The 13,664-nt window shown below is 55.8% G+C and carries 7 protein-coding genes; 5 read left to right on the top strand and 2 right to left on the bottom strand.

The features are described from left to right. Nucleotides 1-4,448: beta strand repeat-containing protein (locus tag RUDLU_RS0125710; protein WP_211220230.1), on the bottom strand; the 4,448-nt coding region annotated here is incomplete at its 3' end. A gap of 604 nt (nucleotides 4,449-5,052) precedes the next feature. On the opposite strand from RUDLU_RS0125710, the gene RUDLU_RS30490 reads away from it, so the two are divergent. Further along, nucleotides 5,053-5,187 (top strand): hypothetical protein, encoded by a 135-nt coding sequence (locus RUDLU_RS30490; protein ID WP_281168795.1) that lies wholly within the window; start codon nucleotides 5,053-5,055, stop codon nucleotides 5,185-5,187. 1,201 nt (nucleotides 5,188-6,388) lie between these two features. Here the strand turns inward: RUDLU_RS30490 and RUDLU_RS0125705 are convergent. Continuing rightward, nucleotides 6,389-7,654, bottom strand: a complete 1,266-nt coding sequence (locus RUDLU_RS0125705) for a hypothetical protein (protein WP_019991327.1) — start codon at nucleotides 7,652-7,654, stop codon at nucleotides 6,389-6,391. Nucleotides 7,655-7,907: 253 nt separating this feature from the next. On the opposite strand from RUDLU_RS0125705, the gene RUDLU_RS0125700 reads away from it, so the two are divergent. From RUDLU_RS0125700 to kdpB, 4 genes are all read left to right on the top strand, one after another. Continuing rightward, a complete protein-coding gene (locus RUDLU_RS0125700) occupies nucleotides 7,908-9,260 on the top strand; it encodes a sigma-54-dependent transcriptional regulator (RefSeq protein WP_019991326.1) in 1,353 nt (450 codons plus the stop codon). 278 nt (nucleotides 9,261-9,538) lie between these two features. After that, nucleotides 9,539-9,640, top strand: coding sequence for a potassium-transporting ATPase subunit F (locus RUDLU_RS28350; protein ID WP_245581724.1), 102 nt, complete (start codon nucleotides 9,539-9,541; stop codon nucleotides 9,638-9,640). Between the two features lie 36 nt (nucleotides 9,641-9,676). Further along, nucleotides 9,677-11,419, top strand: a complete 1,743-nt coding sequence (gene kdpA, locus RUDLU_RS0125685) for a potassium-transporting ATPase subunit KdpA (RefSeq protein WP_019991325.1) — start codon at nucleotides 9,677-9,679, stop codon at nucleotides 11,417-11,419. Between the two features lie 171 nt (nucleotides 11,420-11,590). Beyond that, the gene (gene kdpB, locus RUDLU_RS0125680) at nucleotides 11,591-13,663 is read left to right on the top strand and encodes a potassium-transporting ATPase subunit KdpB (protein ID WP_027303385.1); all 2,073 of its coding nucleotides are present in this window, start codon (nucleotides 11,591-11,593) and stop codon (nucleotides 13,661-13,663) included. Nucleotide 13,664 lies beyond the last annotated feature (1 nt).

Here is a 13,664-nt window from a genome sequence, read left to right as displayed (position 1 = left end):
GTGGCGGTACAGCCGTTGACCCCCGTTACGGTCACGGAGTAGGTGCCAGCTATGCTCACGGTACGGGTTGCGCTTGTGGTATTGTCCTCCCAGCGATAGGTACCTCCACCGGTCGCGGTGAGTGTCGCGGTGGGGTTGGGGCAGGTGAGCGTTGTTGTGCTCGGGCTAATGCCAGCCGTAGGTGGCGTGGTGTTCCCCGATACAGTGACGGTCGCGAGTGCCGAGCAACCACCAGCGGCTGTAATCACCACCGAATACGTACCTGCTGCCGACACGGTGGCCGTATTGGTCGCTCCGGTTTGGTTCAGACCGGGTCCACTGAAGGCATAGCTCGCTCCCGCCGGTGACGCCGTGAGCGTCACGGTGGAGTTGTTGCAGGTGATCGTACCCGAGGCCACCAGCGAAGCATTCACCGCATTGGTTGCACTCTCCACGGTGGTCGTCGCCGAAGCCGTACAGCCATTGGCGGCCGTAACGGTCACCCCATAGACCCCTCCGGCCGAGACGGTGGCCGTGTTGGCGGCACCCGACTGGTTGAGGCCCGGACCGGTGAACCGGTAAGTACCTTGGCCGGCTGGCGACGCGGTGAGCGTGACGGTGGGGTTGGCACAGGTCACCGTGCCAGAGGCCGACAAGCTGACCGTTGGCGGAGTTTTGTCTTCGGAAATCGTCACCGACGCGGTGGCGGTGCAGCCGTTAGCAGCCGTAACGGTCACCGAATATGTACCGGCCGTGTTGGCCGTGCGCAAAGCATTGGTGCTGCCATCCTCCCAGCGGTAGCTACCCCCGCCCGACGCGGTGAGTGTCGCGGTGGGGTTGGTGCAGGTGAGCGTGGCCGAAGTGGGGGCGATGCTCGCCGTGGGCGGGGTGGTGTTCCCCTGCACGGTTACGGTGGCAACCGCTGAACAGCCTCCGGCTGCGGTAACGACTACCGAGTAGGTTCCGGCTGTTGAAACGGTGGCCGTGTTGCTTGCACCTGACAGGTTCAGGCCCGGTCCTGAGAAGGCGTAACTGGCCCCGGCGGGTGATGTCGTCAGCGTCACTGTCGGGTTAGCACAGGTAAGAGTCCCCGATGCGACGAGCGACGCGTTCACGGTGCTGGTCGCACTCTCCACGGTGGTCGTCGCCGTGGCCGTACACCCAGCCGCATTCGTGACCACTACGGTGTACGTGCCCGGCAATGAAACCGGGGCCGTGTTCCCGCTGCCCGACTGGCTCAGACCCGCCCCGCTGAAGGCATAGCTGCTGCCCCCTGTGGCCGTCAGTACAACCGAGGTCTGGGCGCAGGTCAGCGTGCCACTGCTGCTCAGGGTGGCCACCGGCAAGGCATTCACTGTGACCGTGCTGGTAGCCACACTGCGGCCATTGCCCGCTACCGTCAAGGTAAAGGTTTGCACACCCGAGCCTGCGGTTTGCCATACCTGGCTGAACGACAGGTTCGACGAGGTGCCCGAGCTGGTGCTGCTGCCGTTGGTGAGTGTATAGGCATAGCTGCCCGTTACGTTGCCAATCGTGGCGGTAAACGTAACCGGGCTACCCGTACAAACCGCCGTTGGTGAAGCACTCAACCCGGCAATAGTAGGTAGTGGCGCATACGTGAGGGTGAACCGGTTGGATGCCCCGTTGAGGTTGTTTGCCGCATCCTGAGCGACGCCGGCAACCACACTCACGGACACTAACCCAGGGGTTGCGGGCGTGAAGTTGGCCGTGTACGTGCTCCCCGAGCCAACAAACCCGCTCAGCCCCCCGTTGCCCACCGTGATGTCCTCCACCACAAACCCGGTGACCGACTCCGAGAAGGTGAAGGTAAGGGGAATGGGGCTGGTGGGGGTGGGGTCCGTCGCCGAGCTGGTAATGGTCACCGTGGGCGCATTGGTGTCGACGGTAAACGTGTTGGTATTGCTGTTCACACTGGTGTTACCCGCCCCATCCGTCGCGCGAGCCCGAACGGTATGAGATCCCTGCGCGAGCGGGGTGCTTTGGGCGAAGCTCCAGTTGCCGCTTGCATCGGCGGTGGCGGTGCCCACGGTTGATCCATCCACGATCACCGTCACGGTGCTCGCAGGCTCGGCTGTGCCGGTGTAGGTGGGCGTGTTGTTGCTCAGCAAAGCGCCGTTGGCGGGGGTGGTCACGACCGGAGCGGGGGGCGGGGTCGTGTCGACGGTAAACGTGTTGGTGTTGCTATTGGCACTCAGTATGCCATCGCGAAACACGCTGGCGTATACGGAATGAGGCCCGTCGGGTAGTGGCGACGAGGAGGTGATTGACCAGTTGCCGCTTGCATCGGTGGTCACCTGGCCTTCAATAATGTTGTCCACCCGTACAGTGACAACATCGCCCGGCGCGGCCGTACCAGTGTAGGTAGGCCGGTTCTGATTGGTTACGCTACCATTGGCTGGTGTGAGCACCACAGGGGCCAGAGGGGCCGATGAGGTGGTGAAGGTTTGGAGGTTGCCGTAGCTGGTGCCCGCCCGGTTGATGGCGTAAGCACGTACGCTGTAGGCGGTGGCGGGGCTGAGTCCGGTTACGAGCTGACTATACGTTCCCACACCGGCCCCCATCATCACTTTGGTGTTGCTGGTGGTTGGCGTGCCTGCCCCGGTCAGATACACTATTCCGACTTCAGTGACCGTCGCTCCTCCGTCGGCAGAAACGGTGCCGCCAAGGAATGCCTGCGTGCCCGAAATATTGTTTGGCGCGTCTGTCGAAACCGTGGCGGTGGTGCTTAGAACCAGGGTGTAGACGGCACTGACGCCCGTACACCCGTTAGCATCCTGAGCGCGCACGGTGAAGGTAAATGAACCCGTCTGGGTGGGTGTGCCCGCCAGTATTCCGGTCCCGCCTAGATTCAGGCCAGTGGGTAGAGTACCATTGTCCAGGCTAAAGGTGTAGCCTGCCTGCCCCCCGGTAGCGGTAAATGTGACGGAAAAGGGTGCATTGACGATGCCGGTGGTGGTGGTCGGTGTGGTAACGGTAACGACGCCGGTATTGCTGAACACGCTGGTGCTGGCGGTGGCCGTACAGCCGTTGGCAGCCGTGACGGTGACGGAGTAGGTGCCTGCCGTGTTAACCGTGCGTGTTGCCGTGGTCGTGTTGTTATCCCAGCGGTAGGTGCCGCCACCGGTTGCGGTCAGGGCGAGCGACGTGGTCGTACAGGTCAGGGTTGTACTGGTCGGTGTGAGAATGGTAGCCGAGGGGGCGGTGTTATTCTGAGTAATCACTTGGGTATCCACAGCTGTGCAACCGTTGGCACTAGTGACCGTTACCGAGTAGGTGCCTGCCGCGTTGACCGAGCGGGTTGCTGCGGTGGTGTTATTATCCCAACGATAAGTGCCCCCGCCGGTTGCGGTTAGAAGGATGCTTGGCACCGTACAGGTAATTTCGGTCGCAGGCGCCGAGATATTGGCTGCCGGGGCGGTGTTATTCTGCGTAATCACTTGTGTATCCACCGCAGTACAGCCGTTGGCTGCCGTGACTGTTACCGAGTAAGTGCCTGCCGCGTTGACCGAGCGGGTCGCGCTAGTCGTGTTATTGTCCCAGCGGTATGTGCCTCCGCCTGATGCAGTGAGGGTGATGGTGGGGTTTGCACAGGTAATCTCCGTGCTGGCTGTCGTGATGTTGGCCGTAGGCGGAGTGTTATTCTGAGTAATCACTTGCGAATCCACAGCCGTACAGCCATTGGCACTAGTCACGGTCACCGAATAAGTCCCGGCCGCGTTAACCGTGCGGGTCGCGCTAGTCGTGTTATTGTCCCAGCGGTAGGTACCCCCGCCCGAGGCAGTGAGGGTGATTGTAGGGACCGTACAGCTAACCTCGGTGACCGCGGCTGAGATGTTTGCGGATGGAGCCGTGGTGTTGCTGGTAATCACCTGAGTATCCACTGCCGTACAACCATTGGCACTCGTAACCGTGACCGAATAGGTGCTGGCTGCGTTGACCGAGCGGGTTGCGCTGGTGGTGTTATTGTCCCAGCGGTAGGTGCCGCCACCGGTGGCTGTCAGGTTGATGGTGGGGTTCGCACAGGTAATCTCCGTGCTGGCTGTCGTGATGTTGGCCGTGGGCGGAGTGGTGTTTTGGGTAATCACCTGGGTGTCTACCGCCGTACAACCGTTAGCCGAGGTAACGGTGACCGAATAAGTGCTGGCTGCATTGACGGTGCGGGTCGCGCTGGTCGTGTTATTGTCCCAACGGTAGGTGCCGCCACCGGTGGCTGTCAGGTTGATGGTGGGGTTCGCACAGGTAATCTCCGTGCTGGCTGTCGTGATGTTAGCCGTAGGCGGAGTGTTATTCTGAGTAATCACTTGCGAATCCACAGCCGTACATCCGTTGGCACTAGTGACCGTTACCGAGTAAGTGCCAGCGGCATTAACCGTACGGGTTGCTGCGGTGGTGTTGTTATCCCAACGATAAGTGCCTCCACCGGTTGCGGTCAAGAGGATACTTGGCACCGTACAGGTAATTTCGGTCGCAGGTGCCGAGATATTAGCTGAGGGGGCGGTGTTATTCTGAGTAATCACTTGCGAATCCACAGCCGTACAACCGTTAGCACTAGTGACCGTTACCGAGTAAGTGCCGGCCGCATTGACTGTGCGGGTCGCGCTGGTCGTGTTGTTATCCCAGCGGTAGGTACCCCCGCCTGAAGCAGTAAGAGTGATTGTAGGGACGGTACAGGTAATCTCGGTGTTTGACGCGGAGATGCTGGCCGTAGGTAATGGGTTGACGGTTAATGTTGCTGAAGTTGATGTATCCGTGCCACCGAGTCCAGTTGCTATGCAACGGTATTGATATCCATTTAATGCGCTGACATTACTAATCGTTAACGTAGTGCCGGTTGCTCCCGAATACGTGGAGTTGTTAGTCACGTTGACGAAGCCAGATCCTGTGTTTACCTGCCATTGATACGAGGTAGCATTGCTGGCTGCAATGGTAAACGTCGTGCCTAACCCAGTACAAATAGAACGGTTAACCGGATCTTGTGTAATAACTGGCGGTAGATTGTAGGTGTAGCTGAATGGAACTACGTAATTACAGGCGCCACCCGATGGGGTAATTTTGGCATACAGCGTTTGTGATCCCGTTGGAAGCCCTGAAGGCGAAAAGGTATTGGGTGCCGTGAACGTACCGGCCGACGTAGTAGCCGCCGAATTGGTGAAAATTCCGTTGACAGTGCCTGTAAACGTACCCTGATAGGTAAAAATGGTGCTGTTGGTCGGGTTTTCATTAACGATTACCGACCCATTATTATTCGTTATGGTGCCTGATAACGACCCGTAATTCAACACGCCACCACTCGAATTAGTAAACGTACCTCCCGGGCGGGTCAGTGTACCGTTTATTTGTATAAGCCCTAAGTTGTTTATACTTCCGCTGTAATGAGCAAAGTTATTAGAGACCGAGACTTTGCCACAGGCATTGTTGGTAAATGTAAGGTTTGAAGTACCGTATATACCAAAGTCAAAACTCGGTTGGCTGTAGGTTATTGTTCCGCTGTTGGAAAAGGTTAGTGGGCCACCATCATACGCAAAGGAATCGCAACCAACTATGTTGATGATACCTGTTGAGTTATTCGTTAGTTCCCCTCCAGTGGTTGAGTAAATATAAATGCAAAGGTAGAGAACGTTAAATGTAATTGTTCCATTATTGATGAATCTCCCTGCGTAAACATTTCCGTTGTATGTTAATCCATTTCCATCAAGAACTCCTCCACCCTCTGCTTGAAAATTAATGGTTCCATTATTGGTTACTTGGCCATTATCTTCTAAGGCAATTTGTCCAGTATAAATACCTCCACTATTAATTGTGAGGGTTACTCCATTACCACTGACAATGGCAATAAGTCCTTTTGCGTTAGTTCCGCTGTAGATTACAGGGTTGTTGGGAGATTGATAGATATAGGCTCGCTCTGAAATTGATGGTGCCCCTACAGGATCCCAGTTTGAAGCCGTTGCCCAGTTGTTACTCGTAGCTCCTGTCCACCGTCTGTCCACAGCGAAGCCGTCAAGAGACACGCCAAGGGTCAGCAAAAAAAGTAAGAGGTAAAGGTTCGGTTTCATACGCGTTGGATTAAAGGGTTCATACACTTGGGGTTTAGAAAAAGAGTAAGACGGCGGAGCAACGGGAGCTGCCCGGCCATGAGGGAGGAGGACTCGTAAGACAACTGGTTTGAGTAGGTTGGTTTGTGCCCGCAAGTACGGCCCTGGACCTCTGGTGCGCTAACACACACGTTTCATGGATTAACACGTATGTTACATTTTCGCCTAAAAAGGCCGTTATGTCCATGATGAAGCCCTTTATTCATAAAAAAACGCGACCCGGATCAAATCCGGGTCGCGCGGAGTAAACGAAGAGGGCAGGTGGGTTCAAAGCCACTAACCGTTAGGTGTACACGTCATTTGATTGGTGCGAAAAGGAGATTCTTTTTGTTCAACACCGTACCCTTCCATGTGCCGATTCCTTCCATTCTGTACGTCGGTGGTACGCCCATCATGGTTGCCACAATGCTGTGAAGTTTCTGACCCGGCTTCATGGTGCCATTCAGTGCGTCCACCACGGGTTTGTGGGTTTTCTCGTAATCAGGAATCATGGTCTGATACTTCACCAAAACCGGGGCAACCCTGATTTTGCTCGTGCCACCGAGGCCAAGCTGATCAAAGGCGTCGGCTTGCGTTTGGGCGTCATTGGCCGATCCGTTTTGCTTTTTGAAAAGCCGCAGAAACTCGTCGGCACTTTTGCCGTCGGCCGAAAAGAAATTGAGCCGTAAGAGGTACTCACCCGCGTCAACAGGGTGCGACGAGATGTTTTCGAACGTCGCGTCCACCACGTAATAATCGAGCGAGTAATCCACTTTGATAAGGTCATATTGCCGGGTAGCCGGGTCGGGGTTAAACTTGGTCAGGTTGTGCACTGTTATCCTGATCTCGTCGTTTTGCAGAATAGCATTGACCGGTATCGTTTGGGTCTTGCCCGTCACGGTTGGCGTAGTGCCCGTATTGGCGGTTGCGGGGGCGGCACCTAATCCACCAGCCGAGGTAACCGTAGCGTCGGAGAAATCAGTTGCCTGGTTGGCCACGATCGCCAGGCTAACCGGCGTATTGGCGGGTAGGCCGTCCATAAGTACTGTAGGGCGTAGCTTCTGGGCAACCACAATCTCCTTAATCTTACCCTGACCGCGCTGCCCTTTGAAGTTCTGATATTCCAGCAGGTCACCTATTTTCAGTGTCCCCTTTGGGTTGCTGATGGTTGTGAAATATTCATTGGCCCCATCGCCCAGAAAAGCTGTGGTGGTTTTAAACGAAAACGTTCGGTTAGCGGGCACGGTTGGGTTTGCCAAATCATGCGAGCCGAGCGTTTGCCCGGCCGATACGCCATCCCCCAACACATACAAGACCTCGTCGTATCGGGTCGACTGCCCCGCCGACAGGGGTTCGGCGAGTTCGAGCTGCGCGTAGCCTTTTAGAGCCCCGTTGCGAACAAGGCTAAATTCAGACCGGTTTTGAACGGTGCCACTCACTACCTTAAATTGAACCTGATACACCACAAACGGGTCTTGTTTGGCTGCGAGCGTGGCTTTGGTAAGCTGAATTTTGAAGCTCTGCGCGAACCCGGACGACGAATAATACAAGGCAACTGCCAGTAGAAGATGAATGCGTAGCATGGCTGGATGGGGCAAATGGTTGTCTGTGAGTCAATAATACACATTTTTAGTAAGTCTGCATTCTGGTGAGTAAGTATGGGTGTGAGTAGACCAATGCCAAACCTTTCGGGTTTCGATCGGAGGAGGGTTACCAACCGGTCGGTTGAATTGGCTTAAACCCTTCCGGAATGGTAGGGTCTCCGTTTGTTTTTTTGAGTAGCTTGCCCCGGCAAATATTACCCGCTACCCAGCGTTAGCCCGAATCGAGTTTATTTTGTCTGCTACCATCCTCATCATCGACGACGAACCCCGCCTGCGGACACTGCTGGCCCGGATGCTTCAACTGGAAGGCTACCTTGTGCTCGAAGCCGACGACGCCCGAACCGGCCTGAAAATCCTCGAACGAGAATCGGTGCAGGTGGTAATTTGTGACGTAAAGCTGCCCGATAAAAGTGGTATCGACCTGACGGCGCAACTCAAAGAGCTGTATCCAGCCACCGAAATCATTTTGCTCACCGCCTACGGTACCATTGCCGATGGCGTTACGGCCATAAAAAACGGGGCCTTCGACTATATCACCAAGGGCGACGATAACGACCGGATTTTACCCCTGCTGAGTCGGGCTGTCGACAAGGCCAACCTGCAATTTCGGATCCAGGCACTTGAGCAGCGCATGAATCGCACCCACGGTTTTGGCACCATCATCGGCGAATCGACCGCTATCCGGCAGGCTGTAGACCTTGCCCGTAAAGTGGCCGTGACGGATGCTACCGTACTGCTTACGGGCGAAACCGGCACGGGTAAAGAGGTATTTGCGCAGGCCATACACTACGGTAGCGCCCGGAGCACGGGGCCGTTTGTGGCTGTCAACTGCGGGGCGCTTGGCAAAGACATTCTGGAGAGTGAGCTGTTTGGCCACCGGGCGGGCGCTTTTACCGGGGCCATGCGCGATCAGAAAGGCCTTTTCGCCGAAGCCGACAAAGGAACTCTGTTTCTGGATGAAATTGGAGAGCTACCTCTTGACTTGCAAACGAAGCTCCTGCGTGTACTCGAAACCCGCGAGTATCTGCGCGTGGGCGATACCAAACCGACCAAAACCGATGTTCGGGTGATTGCCGCCACCAACCGAGGCTTGCAGACCGAAGCGGAAGCCGGTACGTTTCGACTCGATCTGTACTATCGTTTGTCGGTGTTTACCATTCCGTTGCCGCCCCTCCGCGAACGACCCGATGATGTGGTGCTGCTGGCTGAACAGTTTGCCCGACAGATTGGCGCTAAAATGGGTCGGCGCAACCTCCGTATCGATCCGGGTTTTGGTCGACAACTGCAAACCCACACCTGGCGAGGCAATATCCGCGAGTTGAAGAATGTCATTGAACGGGCCGTGATCCTGTCTGATCCTCAGCCGGATGGCTCGGTGGTGCTGACTCCCGATTTGTTGCCGTTCGAAACCGCTATGGGAGCAACCGCGTCAGACGAGACAGCTCTCCGGCTTTCCACCGTGGAGAAGAATCATATCCGGCGGGTGCTGCGCCAAACAGCGGGACACAAACCGGAGGCCGCCCGTTTGCTGGGTATTGGCCTTACGACGCTGTACCGCAAAATCGACGAATACGGTATTGAGTAAGGGCGGCTTGGCAGAACTGCTTTTTTCATTTTGAAAAAATGCGTTTTCAAAATGAAAGAAATAACCGGCTTTGGGCCCGTCTTCTGGCAATGAAGGCGGGTTTTATTGTGTTGTGGGTCAGGAGGTTGCTGTTTTTTTAGTTTGGCGTGGAGCAAAATGGAACGCTTGTTGGCCTCTGAACTGGCATAACCAACCAATCTGAAACACGCTATGGCTACCTGTTTGCTTTTGCTCGTGTCGGCGCTGCTTTGCTTCGCCCTTTTTTACAAGGCCATCGAGTGGTTCGAAAAAATCTGACCATGCTGACCTCCCTGTTTATTCTGGCGCTGCTGGTGTTCGCCTACATGCTGTACGTACTCCTTCGCCCCGAACGCTTCTGAATCGGGCTGTCTGCCCCAACTACTTCTTTCTTTAGTATGAATACCGAACTAATCGGCGTGGTGGTCACCTACCTTGCGACCCTACTGCTGGCTGTACCGCTCGGGCGGTTTATCGCTTCCTGTTTTCGGGAAAAGCCCGAACCAAATTCCCGCCCGGCAATGGGCTTTATGGCTCCCCTTGAACGACTGATTTTTCGTTTTGCCGACATCGACCCCGATCGGCAAATGAGCTGGAAAGAAAACCTGGTGGCCCTGCTCACAATCAATGCTTTGTGGTTTGTGTACGCGTTTTTTATGCTGCTGTTTCAGGACAAACTGCCCCTGAATCCCGACGGGAATCCGGCCATGACGCCCGATTTAGCCTTTAACACCGCAATCAGTTTCATGGTCAATTGCGACCTGCAACACTACGCGGGTGAAACAGGCCTGACGTACCTGACCCAGTTGGGCGTCATTAACTTTCTGATGTTTGTGTCGGCGGCCACGGGCATCGCGGCTCTGTTGCTCATGGTGCGGGCATTCCGGCCTGAGCGCACAGAGATATCAGGCAATTTTTATGTGTATTTCACCCGGGCCATTACCCGCATTGTGTTGCCCGGCTCGCTTATTCTTGCCTTTTTTCTGACGCTGAATGGCGTTCCTGCCAGCCTCGACAGGCGAGGCCAGTTTGTCTCGATGGAGGGCGACACGGTTCATGTTTCGCGGGGGCCAGCAGCTGCTGTCATTGCCATCAAACACCTCGGTACCAATGGGGGTGGGTACTTCGGCGCTAACTCGGCGCACCCACTCGAAAACCCCACGTACGGCACCAATATGGTCGTGTTGATGGCGCAGGTTCTGCTGCCTATTGCCCTCCTGTTGGCTTTCGGCTACTTGACCAACCGCCGACGCTTTATCTGGGTTGTGTTCGGGGTGATGACCACCGGGTTTTTGCTGTTGGTGATTCCGACGCTGATGACCGAGTATAGCGGGAGTCCGGCACTGGCTAACCTTGGCCTGGCGCAACCGACCGGCGCGATGGAGGGGAAAGAGGTGCGATTCGGCCCGTTATCGTCGGCATACTGGAGTATAGCAACCACGGCAATTTCGACGGGTTCGGTTAATTCGATGCACGACTCATCCATGCCTTTATCGGGTGCCTTCCAATTGCTGGGTATGATGACCAACGCGTTTTACGGCGGTTGTGGTGTTGGTTTCCTGAACTACTTCTACTACCTCATCATTGCGGTGTTCATTGCCGGTCTGATGGTTGGCCGCACCCCCGAACTGTTTGGTCGGAAAGTTGAAGCGCGCGAAATCAAAATTGCCTCGCTCGTAGCGTTGCTGAGCACCCTGTTGATCAAAGGCGGTACCGCGCTGGCTGCCTGGCTGGTGGTACAGCACCCCGAAGCAGTTGGCCCGCTCGTATCTGTCCACGACGCGTCGAATGCCAGCCATGCCGATCATTATCACGGCTTTACCCAGATGCTGTACGAATTTACCTCTGCGAATGCCAACAATGGGTCCGGGTTTGAAGGCCTGACCGACAACACACTGTTCTGGAATGTGGCCACGGGGTTTGTCTTGTTGCTGGGTCGGTTTATCCCGATTATCGGGCCGCTGACAGTGGCTGGGCTACTGGCAAGCAAGAAATACGTACCGGCAACCTCGGGGACATTACCTACCGACACGGCAACGTTTGGGTTGATGACCCTGGCCGTTATTCTGATTATTACCGCTCTGTCGTTTTTCCCGGTTCTGGTGCTGGGGCCGCTGGCGGAGTACTTTACGCCCAGGTAGTTAGCCGTGGTGCTTCTGATAGAAACAAAAAGCACTCACTAAATCGTCTTCGTTTCCGAGAATGCCTACTCGTTTGTGGGCCGTTTTGCCCAGACCCGTAGCTCGTTAGGCGAACGCACCCAGACTCATATTGTACGTCTGTATAGCTTCCGTTTTTTCAAAAATAACAAAATGGTTCAGAATCAATCCGCTCCCAACCTGTTCCGGCACCACGTGCTGCGTTCAGCGATTCGGGAGTCGTTTGTCAAATTAAACCCGGTTTCACTGATTAAGAATCCGGTCATGTTCACCGTCGAAATCGGTACGCTCATCATGTTTCTCGTAACCGGCTACATCGCTCTGTCGGGCGATAGTACGCAGGGCTCACTGATCTATAACGCGCTGGTTAGCGGGATTCTGTTGCTGACGGTATTGTTTGGCAATTTTGCCGAAGCCATCGCCGAAGCGCGGGGCAAAGCGCAGGCCGAATCACTCCGGCAAACCCGGCAGGAGACACCCGCTAAAATCGTGGTAGCAGGCCGAGGAAATAACCCGTCGGGGAATGAATATACCCTTGTTTCATCGGCACGGTTGCAGAAAGGGGATGTGTTTATCTGCGAACCGGGCGACATTATTCCGGCCGACGGGGATATTATCGAGGGGTTAGCTACTATTGATGAGTCGGCCATTACGGGGGAATCGGCTCCGGTCATCCGCGAAGCCGGTGGTGATAAGTCGTCCGTGACGGGCGGCACCAAAGTGCTGACGGACTACATCCGCGTTCAAGTAACTACCCAGCCCGGTGAGTCGTTTCTGGATAAAATGATTGCGCTGGTCGAAGGGGCATCGCGCCAGAAAACGCCCAACGAAATCGCCCTGACGATTCTGCTGGCCGGGTTTACGCTCATTTTTATCATTGTCTGTGTAACCCTTAAACCCTTTGCCGAATATGCCCATACACCCATGACCGTGGCGGCCCTGATTGCCCTGTTTGTTTGCCTCATTCCCACCACCATTGGGGGGCTGTTGTCCGCCATTGGCATTGCAGGCATGGACCGTGCGCTGCGGGCCAACGTAATTGCCAAGTCGGGGCGGGCGGTAGAAACTGCGGGCGATATTGACACCCTTCTGCTCGACAAAACGGGCACAATCACGATTGGCAACCGCCGGGCCACCCATTTCTACCCGGCACCGGGGGTATTGCCTGTCGATATGGTACGGGCGAGTGCACTCAGCTCGCTGGCCGACGAAACACCTGAAGGGAAGTCAATCCTTGAGCTGGCTCGCACGGGGGAGTTCGGTGCTGAGTTAATGCCCCAGCTCAGCACACGGGGCGCAAAACCCATCAAGTTTACGGCCCAGACGCGCTCGTCGGGGATCGATTTGGGTACCCAGCGGATACGAAAGGGGGCGCTCGACGCAATCCGTTCGTTGGTCGAACAGGCCGGAAACGAGTTTCCGGCGGCAACGGATGAGCAGGCGAAGTCGATTGCGGCTAACGGAGGCACTCCGCTCGTAGTGACCGAAAATGAACAGGTGATGGGCGTACTCGAGCTTCAGGATATTATCAAGCCGGGGATCGCCGAGCGTTTTGAGCGACTCCGTAAGATGGGGGTTAAAACCGTAATGGTCACGGGCGATAACCCGCTTACGGCTCGTTTTATTGCCGAAAAAGCGGGGGTTGATGACTACATCGCCGAGGCCAAACCCGAAGATAAAATGCACTATATCCGGCAGGAGCAGGCAAATGGCAAACTGGTAGCCATGATGGGCGACGGTACCAACGACGCCCCCGCCCTGGCGCAGGCTGATGTGGGGGTGGCCATGAACTCAGGCACGCAGGCCGCCAAGGAGGCTGGCAATATGGTCGACCTCGACAACGACCCGACCAAGCTTATTGAAGTGGTGGAGATTGGAAAGCAGTTGCTTATAACGCGGGGTACACTAACTACGTTCAGCATTGCCAACGACGTGGCCAAGTATTTCGCCATTGTACCCGCTTTGTTCATCACCTCCATTCCGGGCTTACAGGCCCTGAATATCATGCGGTTGCACTCGGCCGAGTCGGCCATTCTGTCGGCGGTGCTGTTCAACGCGCTCATTATCCCGTTGTTGATTCCATTGGCCCTGCACGGGGTGGCCTACAAGCCCATTGGGGCGAGTGCCTTGCTCCGGCGCAACCTGCTCGTGTACGGATTGGGTGGAGTTGTGGTGCCGTTTGTGGGGATCAAGCTAATTGATGTGGTGGTTGGGTTGTTTTTCTGAT

Source organism: Rudanella lutea DSM 19387 (genome assembly GCF_000383955.1).
Lineage (GTDB): Bacteria > Bacteroidota > Bacteroidia > Cytophagales > Spirosomataceae > Rudanella > Rudanella lutea.
The sequence above is the reverse complement of the archived record's forward strand: the minus strand, read 5'-3'. Positions and strand labels throughout refer to the sequence as shown.